This is a genomic window from Lapillicoccus sp., assembly GCF_046595215.1.
Taxonomy (GTDB): Bacteria; Actinomycetota; Actinomycetes; order Actinomycetales; family Dermatophilaceae; genus Lapillicoccus.
The window spans coordinates 44,509-62,765 of record NZ_JBKJPP010000126.1 but is presented as its reverse complement, the minus strand read 5'-3'; the positions used below and the strand labels follow the sequence as shown (position 1 = coordinate 62,765).

15 protein-coding genes are annotated in these 18,257 nt (G+C 70.7%); 4 read left to right on the top strand and 11 right to left on the bottom strand.

Annotated features, from left to right (window positions below; all coding sequences use genetic code 11):
• Positions 1-250: 250 nt before the first annotated feature.
• The 5 genes from ychF to ACLL9L_RS10780 all read right to left on the bottom strand — a co-directional run bounded on the left by ychF (position 251) and on the right by ACLL9L_RS10780 (position 4,919).
• Positions 251-1,336 (bottom strand): redox-regulated ATPase YchF, encoded by a 1,086-nt coding sequence (gene ychF / locus ACLL9L_RS10800; RefSeq protein WP_411284657.1) that lies wholly within the window; start codon positions 1,334-1,336, stop codon positions 251-253.
• A gap of 91 nt (positions 1,337-1,427) precedes the next feature.
• The gene (locus tag ACLL9L_RS10795; RefSeq protein WP_411284656.1) at positions 1,428-1,682 is read right to left on the bottom strand and encodes a hypothetical protein; all 255 of its coding nucleotides are present in this window, start codon (positions 1,680-1,682) and stop codon (positions 1,428-1,430) included.
• Positions 1,683-1,791: 109 nt separating this feature from the next.
• Entirely contained in the window at positions 1,792-2,640 is an 849-nt protein-coding gene (locus ACLL9L_RS10790; RefSeq protein ID WP_411284655.1) for a thioesterase family protein, read from the bottom strand.
• 93 nt (positions 2,641-2,733) lie between these two features.
• On the bottom strand, positions 2,734-3,600 hold the full coding sequence (gene purU, locus ACLL9L_RS10785) for a formyltetrahydrofolate deformylase (protein WP_411284654.1): 867 nt from the start codon (positions 3,598-3,600) through the stop codon (positions 2,734-2,736).
• 125 nt (positions 3,601-3,725) lie between these two features.
• Positions 3,726-4,919: a DNA recombination protein RmuC gene (locus ACLL9L_RS10780; protein WP_411284653.1), complete on the bottom strand. Its 1,194-nt coding sequence runs from the start codon at positions 4,917-4,919 to the stop codon at positions 3,726-3,728.
• A 158-nt stretch (positions 4,920-5,077) separates the two neighbouring features.
• Here ACLL9L_RS10780 and ACLL9L_RS10775 point away from each other — a divergent pair, with 158 nt between their 5' ends.
• The 3 genes from ACLL9L_RS10775 to ACLL9L_RS10765 are packed head-to-tail and all read left to right on the top strand — an operon-like array spanning position 5,078 to position 7,841.
• Entirely contained in the window at positions 5,078-5,461 is a 384-nt protein-coding gene (locus ACLL9L_RS10775; RefSeq protein WP_411284652.1) for a bifunctional 3-phenylpropionate/cinnamic acid dioxygenase ferredoxin subunit, read from the top strand.
• On the top strand, positions 5,461-6,696 hold the full coding sequence (locus ACLL9L_RS10770; protein WP_411284651.1) for an NAD(P)/FAD-dependent oxidoreductase: 1,236 nt from the start codon (positions 5,461-5,463) through the stop codon (positions 6,694-6,696). Before ACLL9L_RS10775 ends, ACLL9L_RS10770 begins: the two co-directional genes overlap by 1 nt.
• Positions 6,693-7,841, top strand: coding sequence for an aromatic ring-hydroxylating oxygenase subunit alpha (locus ACLL9L_RS10765; RefSeq protein ID WP_411284650.1), 1,149 nt, complete (start codon positions 6,693-6,695; stop codon positions 7,839-7,841). The genes ACLL9L_RS10770 and ACLL9L_RS10765 overlap by 4 nt, the downstream gene beginning before the upstream one ends.
• Positions 7,842-8,011: 170 nt before the next feature.
• On the opposite strand, the gene ACLL9L_RS10760 is transcribed toward ACLL9L_RS10765, so the two are convergent.
• On the bottom strand, positions 8,012-8,818 hold the full coding sequence (locus ACLL9L_RS10760; RefSeq protein ID WP_411284649.1) for an IclR family transcriptional regulator: 807 nt from the start codon (positions 8,816-8,818) through the stop codon (positions 8,012-8,014).
• Between the two features lie 145 nt (positions 8,819-8,963).
• Between ACLL9L_RS10760 and betA the strand changes: the two genes are divergently transcribed.
• Positions 8,964-10,655, top strand: a complete 1,692-nt coding sequence (betA, locus tag ACLL9L_RS10755; RefSeq protein WP_411284668.1) for a choline dehydrogenase — start codon at positions 8,964-8,966, stop codon at positions 10,653-10,655.
• 13 nt (positions 10,656-10,668) lie between these two features.
• On the opposite strand, the gene ACLL9L_RS10750 is transcribed toward betA, so the two are convergent.
• From ACLL9L_RS10750 to ACLL9L_RS10730, 5 genes are read right to left on the bottom strand one after another with little or no spacing between them, the layout of a single operon-like run.
• Positions 10,669-11,286 (bottom strand): sarcosine oxidase subunit gamma, encoded by a 618-nt coding sequence (locus ACLL9L_RS10750; protein WP_411284648.1) that lies wholly within the window; start codon positions 11,284-11,286, stop codon positions 10,669-10,671.
• Entirely contained in the window at positions 11,276-14,125 is a 2,850-nt protein-coding gene (locus tag ACLL9L_RS10745; RefSeq protein WP_411284667.1) for a 2Fe-2S iron-sulfur cluster-binding protein, read from the bottom strand. Before ACLL9L_RS10745 ends, ACLL9L_RS10750 begins: the two co-directional genes overlap by 11 nt.
• A gap of 8 nt (positions 14,126-14,133) precedes the next feature.
• The gene (locus tag ACLL9L_RS10740) at positions 14,134-14,412 is read right to left on the bottom strand and encodes a sarcosine oxidase subunit delta (RefSeq protein WP_411284647.1); all 279 of its coding nucleotides are present in this window, start codon (positions 14,410-14,412) and stop codon (positions 14,134-14,136) included.
• 59 nt (positions 14,413-14,471) lie between these two features.
• Positions 14,472-15,737 (bottom strand): sarcosine oxidase subunit beta family protein, encoded by a 1,266-nt coding sequence (locus ACLL9L_RS10735; RefSeq protein WP_411284646.1) that lies wholly within the window; start codon positions 15,735-15,737, stop codon positions 14,472-14,474.
• A complete protein-coding gene (locus ACLL9L_RS10730) occupies positions 15,737-18,175 on the bottom strand; it encodes a GcvT family protein (protein WP_411284645.1) in 2,439 nt (812 codons plus the stop codon). The genes ACLL9L_RS10735 and ACLL9L_RS10730 overlap by 1 nt, the downstream gene beginning before the upstream one ends.
• Positions 18,176-18,257 lie beyond the last annotated feature (82 nt).

The following is an 18,257-nucleotide window of genomic DNA, read 5'->3' as shown; positions in this document are numbered from 1 at the left end:
GGGCCGGGCTTTTCGGTGTCCCCGAGCTGGCGGCACCCTCCGTTCGCCAGCCACAGTTCATCGGCTGCATCCAACGCCGTCACTCTGCCGGGGCTCTGCCACCTTCGGCACTACTTTGCCTCAACACCTGATCACCGAACGCGGAGGACCGAACACGGGAGGCGACCGCCTGTCTGATGTTCGAAACGGCGAGCCAATACCGCGCCACCCCACGAACCACAGGTCTTTGACCTGCGGGCACACGCCCACGTCACACGTTGAAGCGGAATTCGACCACGTCGCCGTCGGACATCACATAGTCCTTGCCCTCGATGCGCACCCTGCCGGCCGCCTTCGCCGCGCTCATCGACCCGGCTGCGACCAGGTCGTCGAACGAGACGACCTCGGCCTTGATGAAGCCGCGCTGGAAGTCGGTGTGGATGACACCCGCCGCCATCGGCGCGGTCCACCCCTTGCCGATCGTCCAGGCGCGCGTCTCCTTGGGCCCGGCGGTGAGGTAGGTCTGCAGCCCCAGGGTGTGGAACCCGACCCGGGCCAGCTGGTCCATCCCCGACTCCTCCGCGCCGACCGACTGGAGCAGCTCGAGCGCCTCGTCGGCGTCGAGCTCGGCGAGGTCCATCTCGAGCTTGGCGTCCAGGAAGACACAGTCGGCGGGGGCCACGAGCTCGGTCAACCGGGTCTTGAGGGCCGCGTCGGTCAGCTGGTCCTCGTCGAGGTTGAAGACGTAGATGAAGGGCTTGGTCGTCAGCAGGCCCAGCCCGCGCGCCTGGTCCAGATCGACACCTGCCGCCGCGCCCGCGGCATACAGGGTGTCGCCGGCCTCGAGGACCTGCTGCGCGGCCAGGGCATTGTCGAGGGCGGCCTTCTTGTCCTTCTGGACGCGAGCGTCCTTCTCCAGCCTTGGGATCGCCCTTTCGAGGGTCTGCAGATCAGCCAGGCACAGCTCGGTGTTGATCGTCTCGATGTCGCTCTCCGGCGAGACCTTGCCATCGACGTGCACGACGTCGTCGTCCTCGAAGGCCCGGATCACCTGGCAGATCGCGTCGGCCTCGCGGATCGTGGCGAGGAACTTGTTGCCGAGCCCCTCCCCCACCGACGCGCCGCGGACGATCCCCGCGATGTCGACGAATGACACCGTCGCCGGGAGGATCTTCTCGCTGGCGAAGATCTCGGAGAGCGTCGCGAGCCGGCTGTCCGGCAGCGCGACGACCCCGATGTTGGGCTCGATCGTCGCGAACGGATAGTTCGCCGCGAGGACATTGTTCTTGGTCAGGGCGTTGAAGAGGGTGGACTTGCCGACGTTGGGCAGTCCGACGATTCCGATGCTGAGGGCCACGGGTCCAAGATCCTAGTTGCGATCACCGCAGTGGCCGACCACGACGGGGTATGCCGGGCTGCCGGGGGACCGCTGCCGGGCCGCCACCGGGTCAGGAGAGGTCGTAGAGGATCGGCTCGATGCACGCGGGATCACCCTGTCGACCGAGGACGGCGTAGGCCAACGGACCCGCGAAGTTGACGAATGACAGGGCCGCCCACATCGCCTTGGGACCGCGGACGAAGTCGGCGGGGCGCCGGTGCAGGTCCCAGAGGGTCGCTCCCTGGAGACCCACCTGGGCCACGGTGGCCGCAATGAGCACGCCCCGTCGAGGGCCCGTCAGGTCGGCCCAGCGCTGCCTCGTCATGACGATGTCCTCCCGCTCACGGATCCTCGTGTCGAGCCCACCCTAGGCACTGCGGGAGAAGGTCCCCGGGTCCTTGGTCCCCTCACTCGCAATGAGGTCCGCCGGGCGGCTATGAGGTGGCGGGGATCCGGACGCCGCAGAGCTGCCGTGACTGTGCGACGAGCCGACCGGTGCTGTCCCAGATCCGGGCGTCCTCCTCCATCAGACCCCGGGTGAGGTTCTCGCTCGTGAGCGCCACCTGGAGCCACCCCGACGCAGGCCGGCCCCGCACGTGCCCGGTGAACTCGAGGGTGGGTGCCCACCCGAGGATGCCGAGGTCGAATGCCACCGGTGGCAGGGCGTCGAGGGCGAAGAGGAGCACGGTCGGGTCGGGCGCGCGCCCATCCCTCAGCCGGAGCCAGCCGCGCATCTCGCCCTTGCCCGACGGCTTCCCGCTGGCCCAGCCGGCCGTAGCCGGGTCGATGCGCAGGTCGAGACGCTCGAGCAGGGACGTGGCGTTGAGGAACGACGGGGGCAGCTGCTCGGTGGCGAGGCACTGCTCCGGCGGAGCCATCAGGGGCGGTGCGGCCGACCGCAGGACCTCGGCGGACGCGTCGAGATCGCCGAAGCTGGCGAGCGCACGCAACCGTTCGACGGGCTGGGCGTCGGGTCCCGTCTGGCTCACCGACATCTGGCCGGTCGAGAGGGTGCGCCCGCTGCGCAGCACTGTGGTCTCGACGACGACCTCTCCCGGGGCCGACGGGGTGAGGAAGTAGCCGCTGAAGGCGAGCAGGTCCTGGTGGCCGCCTGATCCGGCGAGCTGGCGCTGCAGGGCCGTCGTGGCCAGCGACATGACGACACCGCCGTTGACGGCGTTGCCGATCATCCACTCGTGCGTGAAGCGGCCGGTGAATGACGCGCAGCCTGCGCCCGCCGTCCGGGGCGCCAGGTCCATGGCCAGATCGAACTCGGAGGTCATGACGGAAGGTCTACCAGAGGCTCGGGACCGATCGTCGCCACGGGCCCGAGGGCGGCCTCAGCGGCCGCTCAGGAGCCGTCTCAGGGCCCGGTCTCAGCGGAAGATGATGGTCCTGTTGTTGTCGAGCAGCACGCGTCGCTCGGTGTGCCAGGTCAGTGCGCGGGCCAGGACCTGGACCTCGACGTCGCGCCCGGCAGCGACCATCTCGTCGGGGGAGAGGGAGTGCTCGCACCGGGCCACGTCCTGCTCGATGATCGGGCCCTCGTCGAGGTCCGGCGTCACGTAGTGTGCCGTCGCCCCGATCAGCTTGACGCCACGGGCGTGGGCCTGGTGGTACGGCTTGGCGCCCTTGAAGCTCGGCAGGAACGAGTGGTGGATGTTGATCGCCCGACCCTCGAGCTTGTGACAGAGGTCGTTGGACAGCACCTGCATGTAGCGCGCGAGGACGACGAGGTCAACGGACAGCACGTCGACCAGCTCGAGGAGACGGCGTTCGGACTCGCCCTTGGTCTCCGCCGTCACGGGCACGTGGTGGAACGGCACGCCGTGGGCCTCGGTCAGGGCCTCGAAGTCGCGGTGGTTGGACATGACGCCCGCGACCTCGACGTTGAGGGCGCCGATGCTGGCCCGGAAGAGCAGGTCGTTGAGGCAGTGGCCGAACCGGGAGACCAGCAGCAGCACCCGGGTGGGCGTCGCGGCGTCGTCGAGCTGCCACTCCATCTGGAACGCGTCGGCGACCCGGGCGAAGGCCTCGCCCAGGCGCTCGTGGTCCCCGCCGGAGAGGCTGAACTGCACCCGCATGAAGAACCGGCTGGTCAGCGGGTCGTCGAACTGCTGGCTCTGCCGGATGTTGGCGGACTGCTGGACAAGGAAGCTGCTCACGGCGTAGACGAGGCCGGGGGTGTCCGGGCAGGACAGCGTCAGGATGAACTCCTGGCCAGAAGCCGGGCGCGGGGCCATGCCGTCTCCTTGGTGCGTATGACACAACACGGTGCGTATGACACAACACAGTGGGTGGTGTGCACCAGAGTGGCGGAGTGGCTGGGGCGGGTCAAGAGGGCTCGACTGTCCGAAGCAGCGCTCGTTCAGGCCTGACGCTCGGCTCGCAGGGTGGCCGGCTCGTCGGCTGTTGACTCCAGATCGAGCTCAGGGCGCGCCACCTCGGGCTCCAGGGCCTCGAGCAGCTCCACCGCGGTCAGGGGCCTGCTGGGCGTCGTCACGGGGTGGAGCGGCTCGAGCGGGCGCTCGACGACCCCGAGCTCGTGCATCCGGCGGGCGGTGACCAGCACCCGGGCTTCGAGGGAGCCGATGAAGCCATTGTAGGCCTCGACCGAGCGCTGCAGCGCTGACCCCATCCGGCTGGCATGCTGCCCGAGCCCGCTGAGGCGTTCGTAGAGCTCGCGGCCCACCTCGAGCAGCTCGCGGGCGTTGCTCGCGAGCGCCTCCTGCTGCCAGGTGAACGCGACCGTGCGGAGCAGCGCCAGGAGCGTGGCCGGCGAGGCGAGGACGACGCGCCGGCGCATCGCGTGCTCGTGCAGGTCTGGGTCGTGGGCCAGGGCCGCGGTGAGGATCGCGTCGCCCGGAACGAAGCAGACCACCATCTCGGGGGTCAGCGGCAGCGCGCTCCAGTAGGCCTTGGCCGCCAGGGCGTCGACGTGCGACCGCAGGGCTTTGGCATGGGCCACCAGCTGGTCGCCGCGCTCCTGGGTGGTCAGCCCGTCCGCCTGCGCGCGGAGGAAGGCGGTCATCGGGACCTTGGCGTCGATGACGAGGTCCTTGCCACCGGGGAGGTGGACCACGACGTCGGGCCGCACGGTGCCCCCGTCGGCGGTCGTCGCGCTCACCTGCTCGTCAAAGTCGCACCGCGAGAGCATCCCCGAGTGCTCGAGCACCCGGCTCAGCTGCACCTCACCCCATGATCCCCGCACCGTGGACGCGTTGAGCGACCCCACCAGGGACGCGGTCTGGGAGCGCAGCTCGGCAGTCGAGGACCGCACCCGGGTCAGCTCGGCGGCCACCGTCGAGAACTGGGCCACCCGCTCCCGCTCGAGGTCGTGGACCTGCCTCTCGACCCGCTCGAGGCTCGAGCGCAGCGGCGCGATCATCTGGGCCGTCTCCGAGTCGGCACTCACCGTGGCCTCGAGGTCGACGACGCGCTCGCGCAGGAAGTCGCGCTCCGCCGTCGCGGTGGCGAGCGGCACGGCATACCGCGAGTGCAGGATGAGCGTGGCCAGCATGACGCCGAGAGCCAGTCCGCCGAGCCCGATGAGGAGGTCCATGGGCCCACCGTGGCACCGGGGACCGACACCGGCCGCCACCGACACCGCCGCGAGCGCGAGACGGGTGACGCGTCCGCTTGACACCTCCCTCCGCCATGGCCGATCCTGTTGCGTAGTGCGCTCCTAGTTGTGTCATATGCACCGAGGTGATCCCTGAGATGTTGTTGGTCTGCCCCCTTGCGGCACTGTTGCCCGGTGCTGCGCTCCGGGTCGTCATCACGCCTCCCATCGCCGTGTTCCACACCGAGGAGGGCGAGCTGTTCGCCATCGACGACACCTGCACCCACCAGGACGCATCGCTGGCCGACGGCTGGCTCGAGGGGTGCGCGGTCGAGTGCCCCCTGCACGCGTCGAGGTTCGACCTGCGCACCGGGCGGGTGGACGCCCCTCCAGCCAAGCGTGCGGTGCGCACTCACCGGGTCGTCGTCGACGGCGACCAGATCTATGTCGAGCTGTCCACCGAGGAGCCCAACCTGCCGCCGGGCCTGGCGGCGACGGGTCGGGCCCAGGCGATCGTCCCCCGCGGCGCAGGCCCCCGCTGATGCAGCGCGTCGTCGTCGTCGGCGCCTCCTTGGCCGGCCTCTCGGCGGCGCGCGCCCTGCGCGCCCAGGGGTTCGCCGGTGAGCTGGTCCTCGTCGGTGACGAGCCCCACCGCCCCTATGACCGGCCACCGTTGTCCAAGGCCTTCCTCGCCGGCCGTGTGGACGTCGCCGACCTGGCGCTCGAGGACGAGGACGACGACCTCGACGCGCGGTGGCTGCTCGGGCTGCGGGCCACCAGCCTCGACGCGGGCACCCGCACGCTGACCCTCTCCGACGGGTCCGAGCTCACAGCGGACGGCATCGTCGTCGCGACTGGTGCCCGTGCGAGGACCCTCCCCGACGCGGCCGGCGTGGCCGACGCGACCGGCCTGGCCGGCGTGCACACCCTCCGCAGCCTCGACGACGCCCTCGCCCTGCGACAGGAGCTGCTCCCCGGACGGCGACTGGTCGTCGTCGGCGCCGGGTTCATCGGGGCCGAGACGGCGTCCACCGCGCGGTCACTCGGCCTCGAGGTCACCGTCGTCGAGGCCATGCCCACCCCGCTCTCCGGCCCCCTCGGCGTCGAGATGGGGTCGGTGGTCGCGCAGCTGCACACCGACCACGGCGTCACCCTGGTCTGCGGGGCCGGGGTGCGCCGGCTCACTGGCACCGGCCGGGTCGACGGCGTGGAGCTCGCCGACGGTCGGCTGCTGCCTGCCGACGTCGTCCTCATCGGGATCGGCGCAGTGCCCAACATCGAGTGGCTCGAGGGCTCCGGCCTCGAGCTCGGCGACGGCATCCTCTGCGACGCCGGCGGCCTGACCAACCGGCCCGGCATCGTCGCGGTCGGCGACTGCGCGGCGTGGCTCGAGGGCGCATCGGGCCGCCGCCGTCGCGTGGAGCACTGGACCGAGGCGCTGGAGCGACCCAAGGTCGCGGTGGCAAGCCTGCTCTCCGGAAGCAGCACGGGCGCCAGCACCCGCCCGCCCTACTTCTGGTCCGACCAGTACGACGCCTGCATCCAGTTCGCCGGGTCGGCTCAAGGCTCCGAGGCGGTCACGATCGAGATCGGCGACCCCGCCGAGCGCAGCTTCCTCGCGACCTACCGCACCGAGGGCGAGCTCGTCGCCGTCCTCGGCGTGAACCAGGTGCGCCAGTTCAGCCGGTGGCGGCGCCAGCTGCCCGGCATACCTGCTCTGCAGCGTCCCGTCGTCACCCACCCGCAGCTGTCGTCCCCCTCCCAGGAGCGTCCGTGACCCTCATCGAAACGCCCGCGAGCCTCATCCCCACCCTGCCCGGCAGGGACTACACCGACGCGGGGTTCTTCGCGGCCGAGCAGGAGCACATCTTCGAGAAGATGTGGTTCTGTGCGGCCCGTGCCAGCGAGCTGACCGGCCCCGGGTCCTTCAGGACGGTGACCGTCGGGCGCGAGAGCGTGCTGCTGACGCGCAACCGCGGAGGCGAGCCGAGGGCCTACTTCAACGTCTGTCGGCACCGGGGCGCCCGGCTGTGCACGGAGGAGTCGGGGCAGGCCCAGCGCTCGTTCCAGTGCCCGTACCACGCGTGGACCTACGACTTCGACGGCAAGCTCATCGCCGCCCCGAACCTCACCAAGATGCCCGACATCGACCGGGTCCAGTACGGCCTGGCGCCGATCGCCGTGCGGGAGTGGCTCGGCTACGTGTGGGTGTGCCTGGCCAGCGACCCGCCGTCGTTCGAGTCGACCGTCCTGCAGGAGGTCGTCGAGCGGCTCGGCGACCTCGGCGCCCTCGAGCGCTACGGCGTCGAGGACCTGCGGGTCGGCCGCCGGATCAGCTACGACGTCGGGGCGAACTGGAAGCTCATCGTCGAGAACTTCATGGAGTGCTACCACTGCGCCACCATCCACCCCGAGCTGACCGAGGTCCTGCCCGAGTTCGCGGACGGCTACGCGGCGCAGTACTTCGTGGGTCACGGGGCGCAGTTCGGTGAGGACATCCAGGGCTTCACCATCGACGGCTCCCCCGGCGTCGAGGCGATCCCGACGGTCGATGACGGGCAGGACCGACGCTACTTCGCGGTCACGGTCAAGCCGCAGGTCTTCATCAACCTCGTCCCTGACCACGTCATCTTCCACCGCATGTATCCCCTGGCGCCGGACCGCACCGTCGTCGAGTGCGACTGGCTCTTCCTGCCCGGGGTCGTCGAGAGCGGCGTCGACCTCACGGCATCGGTCCAGCTCTTCGACCGGGTCAACCAGCAGGACTTCGACGCCTGCGAGCGGTGCCAGCCGTCGATGAGTTCGCGCCTCTACCGCGACGGCGGCGTGCTCGTGCCGAGTGAGCACCACATCGCCAAGTTCCACGACTGGGTGCACCAGCAGGTCGGTGGGGACGCCGTCCGCTCGACGCCACGCCCCTGAGAGGTATGTCCGTCCGTGCGGAGTGGGGACTTTGGTCTCGTTTCACTCCGGGAGAGGTCGATAGCGTGGTGACCGGTCTCGTCCCTGTTCCCCAACCGGGACGGGCCGACATGCCCCGTCCAGGCCATGGCGGGAAGAGCATGAGACCGCCCGCGACGTGGGCCGTTCGCTCAGGTGAGGTGGCCCATCCGGTCGCTGATCTGCCGACCGCCGTCGATGAGCCGCTGCGCGAGGTCCTTCATCCGGGCCTCGTCGAGACGGTAGGCCGGACCGGACACGCTGATCGCTCCCACCACCGTGCCCGTGTGGTCGCAGACCGGCACCGCCATGGCGTTCAGCCCCGCCTCGTACTCCTCGACCGTCGTGGCGAGGCCGTCGGTGAGCGCGCGGTCCAGCGCGGACGCGAGCTCGGTGCGGTCGGTGATGGTGTGCTCGGTGAAGCGCTCGGTGCCGGCCGCGTCCAGCAGGGCGTCCCGCTCGTGGCGTTCGAGGTGGGCCAGCAGCACCTTCCCGCTCGAGGTGGCGTGCAGCGGCGTCAGCTGGCCCAGCCAGTTCTGGGCCGCCACGGCCGCGAAACCCTGGGCCTGGTCGACGTTCACGACGTAGTGCGAGCGGATGACCGCGAGGTTGACGGTCTCGTCGAAGTCGGCCGCCAGCTCGTCGAGGACGGGTCGGGCCTGCCGGACGAGGTCGAGGCGGCCCGGGATGGCGCTGGCCAGCCGCAGGATGCCGAACCCCAGGTGGTACTTGCCGCGTTCCTGGTTCTGCTCGACCAGCCCACGCGCCTCGAGGGCTCCCAGGAGGCGGAAGGCGGTCGACTTGTGCACACCGATGTCCGCCGCCACCTCACTGACGCCGGCGCCGCCGCGCCGGGCCAGGATCTCCAGGACGCTCACGGCCCGGTCGACCGACTGGACGCCCCCGCCGGAGTCCGCGGTCTTTGCGGATCTCGGCGCCTTCGGCGGGTTGTTGCTCATGACGCAACTGTAGCAATCCGGAGCTCTGTTGCGGATCGTGCGACCTGGTGCGCAATCTGGGACGACGCCCTAGACTGGTGCCCCGGGGGTGCTGCCCCGCACCCGGCGCCCGACTGTGTGGAGGAAGCCCATGACCTCGCCCCCGATGGCCACGGCATACGACTTCGTCATCGTCGGCGGCGGCTCGGCCGGGTGCGCCCTCGCGAACCGGCTGTCCGCGGACCCGGCCCACTCGGTGCTCGTCCTCGAAGCCGGCCGCAACGACTCCCTCTGGGACGTGTTCATCCACATGCCGGCGGCGCTGCCCTTCCCCATCGGCAGCCGGTTCTACGACTGGAGGTACCGCTCCGAGCCCGAGCCCCACCTGAACGGCCGGCGGATCTATCACGCCCGCGGCAAGGTCCTGGGCGGGTCGAGCAGCATCAACGGGATGATCTTCCAGCGCGGCAACCCGCTCGACTACGAGCGCTGGGCCGCCGACCCGGGGATGCAGACGTGGGACTACGCCCACTGCCTGCCCTACTTCAACCGGATGGAGAGCTGCCTCGCCTCCGACGCGGACGACGTCTTCCGCGGGCACGACGGCCCGTTGGCACTTGAGCGCGGTCCCGCGACGAACCCGTTGTTCCGGGCGTTCTTCCGGGCCGGGGAGCAGGCCGGCTATGCCCGCACCGACGACGTCAACGGCTACCGGCAGGAGGGCTTTGCCGCCTTCGACCGCAACATCCGACGCGGCCGCCGGCTCTCGGCCGCCCGGGCCTATCTCCACCCGGTGATGGGCCGTCCCAACCTCACCGTGCTCACCGGGGCCATGGCGACGAAGATCCTCTTCGAGGGTAAGGCCGCCGTGGGCGTGGAGTACCGCCGCAGCCGCCGCGGCGGTCTCGGCCGCCGGGGCACGACCCAGCAGGTCCGCGCCGGGACCGTGGTGCTGTGCGGCGGCGCGATCAACTCCCCCCAGCTGCTCCAGCTGTCGGGCGTGGGCAACGCGGGCGAGCTGACGGCGCTCGGGATCGACGTGGTGCACGACCTACCCGGTGTCGGGGAGAACCTGCAGGACCACCTCGAGGTCTACATCCAGTACGCCTGCAGGCAGAAGGTGACGATGCAGAAGTACCTCAAGCACGTCTACAAGCCGTGGATCGGGGCCAACTGGCTCTTCCTGCGCCGCGGTCCCGGCGCGACGAACCACTTCGAGGGTGGGGCGTTCGTGCGCTCCAACGAGGACGTCACCTACCCCAACCTCATGTTCCACTTCCTCCCGATCGCCGTGCGTTACGACGGGTCCGCTCCCGAGGGCGGCGAGGGATATCAGGTGCACGTCGGGCCGATGTACTCCGACGCCATCGGCTCGGTGAAGATCCGCAGCAACGACCCGCTGGAGCACCCGTTCCTGCGCTTCAACTACCTCTCCACCGACCAGGACCGCCGGGAGTGGGTCGAGTCGGTGCGGGTGGCCAGGCACATCCTCAACCAGCCGGCCTTCGAGCCGTTCAACGCCGGCGAGGTCTCCCCCGGTCCCGAGGTCGAGACCGACGAGCAGATCCTGGACTGGGTGCGCAAGGACGGCGAGACCGCGCTGCACCCCTCGTGCACCCTCAAGATGGGGCTCGACGAGATGTCCGTCGTCGACCCACTGACGATGGGCGTGCACGGGCTGGAGAACCTCAAGGTCGTCGACGCCTCGGTGATGCCCTACGTCACGAACGGCAACATCTACGCCCCCGTGATGATGGTGGCCGAGAAGGCCGCCGACCTCATCCTCGGCAGGACCCCGCTGCCCCCGGCCGAGGTCGAGTTCTACCGCCACCAGCGGCAGGCCCCGAGCACCACCTGAGGGGCGGCGTCGCTCAGTCGTCGCTCCCGGCATACTCCAGGCTCGCGTCGAGCAGCCAGTCGGCGACGTAGGTCGCGAACGAGGACCGCACGAGCAGGAGGTATGCCGGGCGCTCGCCACCGCGGGCGAGCAGCAGCACCGGGGCCAGGCCCAGGAGGACCTGCTCGCACCGACCGACGGTGAAGACGCTCGGGTGCAGGTCCAGCGAGCAGCCCTTGGCGAGGACGTCGAGGACCCGGTCCCCGGACAGCTCGATGGTGGTCCGGTGCGCCGAGACGTCCACGACGGCGCCGTTCTCGCCCTCGACCGCGTGGAGCAGGTCGGTCCCGAGAGCTGTCGCGAAGCCCGTGGCGCGCACATCCGTGGGATCGGCGGGGGCGACCACGAGGAACTCGTCCGGTCCCAGCCACATCGTCGTCAGCTCGCCCGAGCGGACGGCGGTGTTCGGCTCCGTCGGGAGGGGAGCCCCGAGGAGCTGCGCCACGGCGCCGGCGGCGGGCCCGACCGGGTCAACGCGCAGGTCGAGCTGGGTGAGGAACGGCACCTCACGCAGTCCCACGCCGGTCGGGTTCGCGGCCAGCTCGGCGGCCCGGTGCCCGAGCGGGCTCCGCCGCCTCGTGTCAGCCGTCACGGCGGGTCCCCTCGGGGTCGTAGAGCACGGGTTCGGCGACCGTCACGGCCACCACCTGCTCGCCCATCGGCACGTAGAGGGTGTCACCGATCCGGTCGCGTCCCCCCTTGACCAGGGCCAGCGCGAAGGTCCCCTCGAGGGCAACGCTGCGATAGCTGGAGGTCACGTGGCCGAGCATCGGGACGGGGGGCTCCGGCAGCTCGGCGGTCTGGATCAGCTGCGACCCCTCGGGCAGCAGCACGTCCCGCTGGACGGGCAGCAGGCCGACGAGGTGCTTGCGGTCGGGCCGGTTGTTGTCGGCGCGGGCGAAGGAGCGCTTGCCGATGAAGTCGGCCTTCTTCTTCGAGACGACCCATGCCATGCCGAGATCGTGGGGGGTCACCGTGCCGTCGGTGTCCTGCCCGATGATCGGGTAGCCCTTCTCCGCTCGCAGCACGTGCATGGCCTGCGTGCCATACGGGGTGATGCCGAAGTCCGACCCCGCCACGTGCAGGGCCTCCCAGAGACTCACGGCGTCCCAGCCGCTGACGTTGATCTCGAAGGCGAGCTCGCCCGAGAAGCTGATCCGGCAGACGCGGGCCGCCAGCCCGGCCACCACCGCGTCGCGCCAGGTCATGAACGGGAACGCGTCGTTCTCGACGGCCAGGTCGGGCGCCACCCGGGACAGGACCTCGCGTGACCGGGGCCCGACGAGGGCCACGGTGGCCCACTGCTCGGTGACGCTGGTGAGCCGGACGGCGAGGTGGGGCCACTCGGTCTGCAGCCACTCCTCCATCCAGTCGAGGACGGTGGCCGCGTTGCCGGTCGTCGTCGTGAGCACGAACCGGTCCGCGGAGAGACGCATGACGGTGCCGTCGTCGATGGCCATCCCGTCCACCCCACACATCACGCCGTAGCGCACCGAGCCCACCTTGAGGCTGCTCATGAGGTTGGTGTAGACGAGGTCGAGGAACTCTGCGGCACCGGAGCCGGACGCCTCGATCTTGCCCAGCGTCGAGGCATCCATCATCGCCACCCCCTGCCGGGCGGCTGCGCACTCGCGCAGCACGGCCGTCTCTTGGTCCTCTCCGGTCAGCGGGAAGAACCACGGCCGCTTCCACTGCCCGACGTCCTCGAACAGGGCCCCCGCGTCCTCGTGCGAGCGGTGCAGGGGGGTGACCCGCTCCGGGTCGTGCAGGTGCCCCCGGTCACGGCCGGCGAGCGCCACGAACGAGACCGGCGTGTAGGGCGGACGGAACGTCGTCGTGCCCAGGTCGCCGATCTCGACCCCGAGGCGGTCCGCGACGATCCCGGACGTGATGATCCCCGAGGTCTTGCCCTGGTCGTGGGCGGTGCCGATGGTGGTGTAGCGCTTCACGTGCTCCACCGAGCGCAGCCCGGCGCTGGTGGCGCGCAGGATGTCGGCCACCGTGGCGTCGCGCTGCAGGTCGACGAACTGCCGCGCCCCCCGGTCGACCTCGGACGGGTCCGGCACGGACCACAGGGTCAGCGACGCCTCGAGCGGGACCGACTCGGTCTCGTGGACGGTGCCCGACTGCGGCGTGTCGAGCCCCAGGGCCGCCAGGGCCCGCGAGCCCGCGTCGGCGCCGTCGGCCAGGCACTCCCCCAGGCTGAACCGCCCTGCTGCGGCGCCCGCGACACCGACTCCCCTGACCTGCGCTCCGGGCAGGAACGCGCCGATGGCGTCATCGTAGGTCAGTCGTCCCCGGGCCTGGCTGTAGAGGTGGACCGCCGGGTTCCACCCGCCGGAGACGAGCAGCACGTCACAGCCGAGCCCCGTCCGTGGTCCGAGGGCGCCGTCGACCATGCGCGCGACATGGGCCCGGCTGACCCGTCTGTTGCCGCTCGTGCCGGTGACCACGTGCCCCTCGCGCACCTCGATGCCACGCCGCTCGCACTGCTGGACCCAGTGGGTGGGCGCGACGGGTCGGGCGTCGACGACGGCCGCCACCTCCACACCCGCGTCGGACAGCTCCACGGCGGCGCCGTAGGCGCTGTCGTTGGTGGTGAAGACCACGGCGCGCTCTCCGACGAGGACGCCGAAGCGGTGCAGGTAGGTGCGGGCGCTGCCGGCGAGCATGATGCCGGGGCGGTCGTTGTCCGTGAACACGACCGGACGCTCGTGGGCCCCGGTGGCCAGCACGACCTCGCGGGCACGCAGCCGCCAGATCCGTTGGCGTGAAACGTGGTCCGGGGCCCTGAGGCCCAGGTGGTCGGTGCGTCGCTCGATCGCCAGGACGAAGCCGTCGTCATAGAAGCCGAACGCGGTGGTCCGCCTCAGGACGCGGACCTCGGGGAGGCTGGCCAGCTCCGCCAGCGCCAGCGCGACCCACTCCAGCGCGGGACGTCCGTCGATGAGGTCGACGCTGCCGAGGAGGGAGCCGCCCGCTTCGGGCTGGTCGTCCAGCAGCACCACTCGGGAGCCGGAGCGGGCGGCGACGAGGGCAGCCGCCAGCCCGGCCGGTCCGGCACCGACCACGAGGACGTCGCAGTGCGCGTGCATCGCGTCGTAGCGGGCCGGGTCCGGCTCGGTGGCCAGCCGGCCCCTGCCGGGGAGACCGCGGGCGACGAGGCCGTCGAAGAGCTCGATGGTCGTGGCCGTGAGCATTGGCTCCGGGAAGGGAACCTCCATCTGCACCAACGCATTGGGGTCCTCGGCGCCGGCCGCCATGATCCCGCGCGGGCGACCGTGACGGATGCTGCTCGACACCTCGTGCACCCCGTTGGCGAGCAGGGCCGAGGCCAGCGTGTCCCCCTGGTGCCCGGTGTGGGTCACCCCGTCGAAGGTGAAGGACAGCTCGACGTCACGCTCGACCCGGCCCCCTGCAGCCGTGCGCATCGGGGTGCTCACGTGATGACCGGCTTCGGGTCGCCGACGCGATAGATCGCCAGCAGCTGGTGGGTCGAGGTGTCCCGCACCGCGTTGAACCAGCGACGGCACCCGGCCGAGTGGCACCAGCGTTCGGCGAAGGCGCCCTTGGGGTTGTCGCGGAAGAAGACGTAGCGAGCCCACTCCTCGTCGTCCAGGGCCTGCGGGTCCTCGGGATAGGGCACGTGGGCCTGGCCTCCGTAGTGGTACTCCACCTCGTCGCGGGGCCCACACCAGGGGCACGGGATCAGCTGCATCGACTCACTCCAGGTCTGCGCTCTGCGGTCTGTGGTTTGGTCTGGTCTGTGCCTGGTGATCAGTGCGCCACGGCGGCGGCGCCGTGCTCGTCGACGAGCGCCCCGGTCGTGAACCGCTGGAAGGTGAAGGCCTCGATCAGCTCGTGGGGCTTGCCGTGGGCGAGGGTGTCGGCAAGACACCACCCGACGCCCGGGGTGGCCTTGAACCCCCCGGTGCCCCACCCGCAGTTGACGTAGAGGCCCTCGACGTCCGTGAGGCCGACGATCGGGGAGGCGTCTGGTGTCGTGTCGACGATGCCGGCCCAGGTCCGCAGCAGGTGGGCCCGGGCGAAGACGGGGAACAGCTCCAGGGCCGCCGCCATCTGACGTTCGATGATGTGGAAGGCACCCCGTTGGCCATAGCCGTTGTAGGCGTCGATGCCCGCTCCCATGACGAGCTCGCCCTTGTGGGCCTGCGAGACGTAGACGTGGACGGCGTTGGACATCACCACGGTGGGGTGCACGGGCTCCAGGAGCTCCGACACCAGCGCCTGCAGCGGATGGCTCTGGAGCGGCAGCTCCAGGTCGACCATCTTGGCCAGCACCGAGGTGTGGCCCGCCGCGCACAGCGCCACCGTGTCGCCCCGGATGCGGCCCCTGGTGGTCTGGACGCCGGTGACGCGGCCCCCTGAGGTGTCGATGCCGGTGACCTCACAGTCCTGGATCAGGTCGACGCCCATCGCGTCCGCGGCGCGGGCATAGCCCCACGCGACGTAGTCGTGCTTCGCGATGCCGGCCCGGGGCTGGTAGGTCGCGCCGAGCACCGGGTAGCGCACGTCCTGGGAGATGTTGACGATCGGGCAGAGCTCCTTGACCTGGCGCGCGTCCACCCACTCGGCGTCGATCCCGTTGAGCCTGTTGGCGTTCACCCGGCGGACGCTGTCCCGCACGTCCTGCAGGGAGTGCGCCAGGTTGAGCACACCGCGCTGGCTGAAGAGGATGGGATAGTCGAGGTCCTCCTCGAGGGTCTCCCACAGCTTGAGCGAGTGCTCGTAGATCCCGGCGCTCTCGTCCCAGAGGTAGTTGCTGCGGATGATGGTGGTGTTCCGGGCCATGTTGCCGCCGGCGAGCCAGCCCTTCTCCAGGACCGCGACGTTCGTGATGCCGTGGTTCCTGGCGAGGTAGTAGGCCGTGGCCAGGCCGTGACCGCCGCCGCCGATGATGATGGCGTCATAGTGCTTCTTGGGCTCGGTGTTGCGCCAGAGGAAGGCCGGGTGCTCGGGGGTGTTGCCGTCGTCCGCCGGGCGAGGCGGCGTGGTGTTGGCTGCCTTTGTGTCCGCAGCCATCAGCTGCGCAGCCTGGTCATGCCGGGGTCGAACAGGGGCTCAGCCGTGACGACGGCGTCGATCCGCTGGTCGAAGTATCCGATCTGCACATGGGTGCCCGCCGTGGACAGCGCGCTCGGCAGCCACGCATACGCGATGCCCGTGCCGATGGTGTACCCGTAGCCCGCGCTCGTGACGTAGCCGACGCAGGCGTCGCCGGCGTAGACCGGCTCCTTGCCCATGACGAGGGAGCCGGGCTCCGGGAGGGTCAGGCACGTCAGCACGGACGTGCTCGCGTCCCTGCGGGCGAGCAGCGCCTCCCGCCCGATGAAGTCGCCCTTGTCGAGCTTCACGGCGAAGCCGAGCCCGGCCTGGTAGGGCTCGTGCTCGAAGGTCATGTCGGCGCCGAAGGAGCGGTAGCCCTTCTCCAGCCGCAGGCTCGAGAAGGCTCCGCGGCCGGCGGCGATGACCCCATGCTGCTGCCCCGCCTCCCAGATCAGGTCCCACAGCCGCTCGCCCTGGTCAGCGCTGGTGTAGAGCTCCCAACCGAGCTCACCGACGTAGGACAGGCGCATCGCCGTCACGGGCACGGTGCCGATGAAGGCCGGTGTCGAGCGGAAGTACTTCAGCGCCTCGTGGCTGAAGTCGGTCCCGGTGAGGGGCGCGATGACGTCCCGGGCGCGAGGGCCCCACAGGCCGATGCAGCAGGTGCCCGGGGTGGCGTCGCGGACCTGGACGGTGCCGGCCTCGGGAAGGTGGCGGGTGAACCAGTCGAGATCGAGGTTGCCGTTCGCGCCGACCTGGAAGCGGTCCGCCGCGAGACGGGCGACGGTGACGTCACTGCGGATCCCGCCGTCGACGTCGAGCAGGAGGCAGTAGGTCACGGACCCGACCGACGTGTCGACGTTGCCGGTGACGAGCGAGTTGAGGTATGCCGCGGCGTGGCGTCCGGTGACCTCGATCCGCTTCAGGGCGGTCATGTCGTAGAGGGCGACCGCCTCGCGGGTGACCTGGGCCTCGGCGGCGACGATCGGCGACCAGTGCTGCGCCGCCCAGCCGTCCGGCGTGGCGATGTCGCGACCTTCGACGAGCCCCGCATTTGCCTCGTACCACTGGGGTCGCTCCCATCCGGACGCCTCGAGGAAGACGGCCCCGAGCTCCTGCTGGCGGTGGTGGAACGGGCTGGTGCGCAGCGGCCGCAGGCTCTCGGCCGGCTCCAGCGGGTGGAGGATGTCGTAGACCTCGACGAAGTTCTGGCAGTCCCGGGTGAGGACGTAGTCGGGTGAGAGCTGGTGGGCCTCGAACCGGTTCACGTCGCACTCGTGCAGGTCGAAGCTCGAGCAGTGCCCGTCCACCAGCAGCTCGGCGACCGCCCGGCCGACCCCGGCCGAGTGGGTGACCCACACGGCCTCGGCGACCCAGAATCCCGAGACCTGCGGCGACTGCCCGATGAGCGGCATGTTGTCGGTCGTGAAGGAGAAGAGGCCGTTGATGCCCTCCTCCACCTTGGCGTCGCGGGTCGAGGGGAGCAGGACCTGGGTCTGGGCCCAGGCCTGCTCGAAGTCCTCCTCGGTGAACTCCATCACCGAGGGCATGCCCGCGCACTCGTTCGTGCGGGCGATGTCCTGCGCCCGGATCGGCATCGGACGGTGGCCGTAGTAGCCGACGCCGAGGGCGTCGAACCGCTCGCGGTAGTACAGGTCCTGGTCCTGGTGGCGCAGGATCGGCAGGACCGCCTCCCGGTCGCGGCCGGCGAGCGCGGGCACGGCCGAGGTCCAGGCGAGCTGGTGCCCGAGCGGGGTGAGGGGCAGCGTCATCCCCACCTTGGCGGCAATGACGGGGCCCCAGATGCCGGCGCAGCAGACGACGACGTCAGCGGGGAAGTCGCCGTGGTCGGTGACGACGCCGATAACGGCGCCGTCGACGACGGTGATGTCGAGGACCTCGTGCCGGTCCAGGACCGTCGCGCCCCGCTCGGCCGCGCGCCGCGTCTGCGCGTCCACGGCGCGGACGGCCTTGGCGATGCCGTCGGTCGGGGTGAACAGCCCGCCGAGAACGACCGCGGGATCGAGCAGCGGGTACTTCGCGGCGGTCTCGGCGGCGTCGAGCAGCTGGGACTCGACGCCCCACGCGCTCAGCCAGCCGGCCCTGCGGTGCAGCTCCGCGACCCGCTCGGGGGTGGTCGCGACCTCGAGCCCACCGACCTGCAGGAAGCACGGCTGCCCGTCGACCTCGAGGCTGCAGAGCTTCTCGACGGTGTAGCGCGCCAGCTCGGTCATCGTCTTGGACGCGCTGGCCTGGAAGACGAGGCCCGGGGCGTGGCTGGTCGAGCCTCCGGGCGCGGGCAGCTCGCCCTGCTCGAGGATGGTCACGTCGTCCCACCCGCGAAGGGTCAGCTCGTCGACGAGCGCCGCACCCACCACGCCGGCACCGATGATGACCACGCGCGGACCCGGCATACCAACCTCCAACGTCTCATCTGGCGCAACATCATGCGTTCTACGCAACGATCGTGGAGGATCGCCCCGCCCCTGTCAAGGC

Bases quoted from the DNA above. Each gene is read 5' to 3' on its own strand.
- ACLL9L_RS10795 (WP_411284656.1), bottom strand. From the start codon at position 1,682: ATGACGAGGCAGCGCTGGGCCGACCTGACGGGCCCTCGACGGGGCGTG.
- ACLL9L_RS10760 (WP_411284649.1), bottom strand. From the start codon at position 8,818: ATGAGCAACAACCCGCCGAAGGCGCCGAGATCCGCAAAGACCGCGGAC.
- ACLL9L_RS10770 (WP_411284651.1), top strand. From the start codon at position 5,461: ATGCAGCGCGTCGTCGTCGTCGGCGCCTCCTTGGCCGGCCTCTCGGCG.
- ACLL9L_RS10730 (WP_411284645.1), bottom strand. From the start codon at position 18,175: ATGCCGGGTCCGCGCGTGGTCATCATCGGTGCCGGCGTGGTGGGTGCG.
- ACLL9L_RS10735 (WP_411284646.1), bottom strand. From the start codon at position 15,737: ATGGCTGCGGACACAAAGGCAGCCAACACCACGCCGCCTCGCCCGGCG.
- betA (WP_411284668.1), top strand. From the start codon at position 8,964: ATGGCCACGGCATACGACTTCGTCATCGTCGGCGGCGGCTCGGCCGGG.
- ACLL9L_RS10740 (WP_411284647.1), bottom strand. From the start codon at position 14,412: ATGCAGCTGATCCCGTGCCCCTGGTGTGGGCCCCGCGACGAGGTGGAG.
- ACLL9L_RS10745 (WP_411284667.1), bottom strand. From the start codon at position 14,125: ATGCGCACGGCTGCAGGGGGCCGGGTCGAGCGTGACGTCGAGCTGTCC.
- ACLL9L_RS10775 (WP_411284652.1), top strand. From the start codon at position 5,078: ATGTTGTTGGTCTGCCCCCTTGCGGCACTGTTGCCCGGTGCTGCGCTC.
- ACLL9L_RS10780 (WP_411284653.1), bottom strand. From the start codon at position 4,919: ATGGACCTCCTCATCGGGCTCGGCGGACTGGCTCTCGGCGTCATGCTG.
- purU (WP_411284654.1), bottom strand. From the start codon at position 3,600: ATGGCCCCGCGCCCGGCTTCTGGCCAGGAGTTCATCCTGACGCTGTCC.
- ACLL9L_RS10790 (WP_411284655.1), bottom strand. From the start codon at position 2,640: ATGACCTCCGAGTTCGATCTGGCCATGGACCTGGCGCCCCGGACGGCG.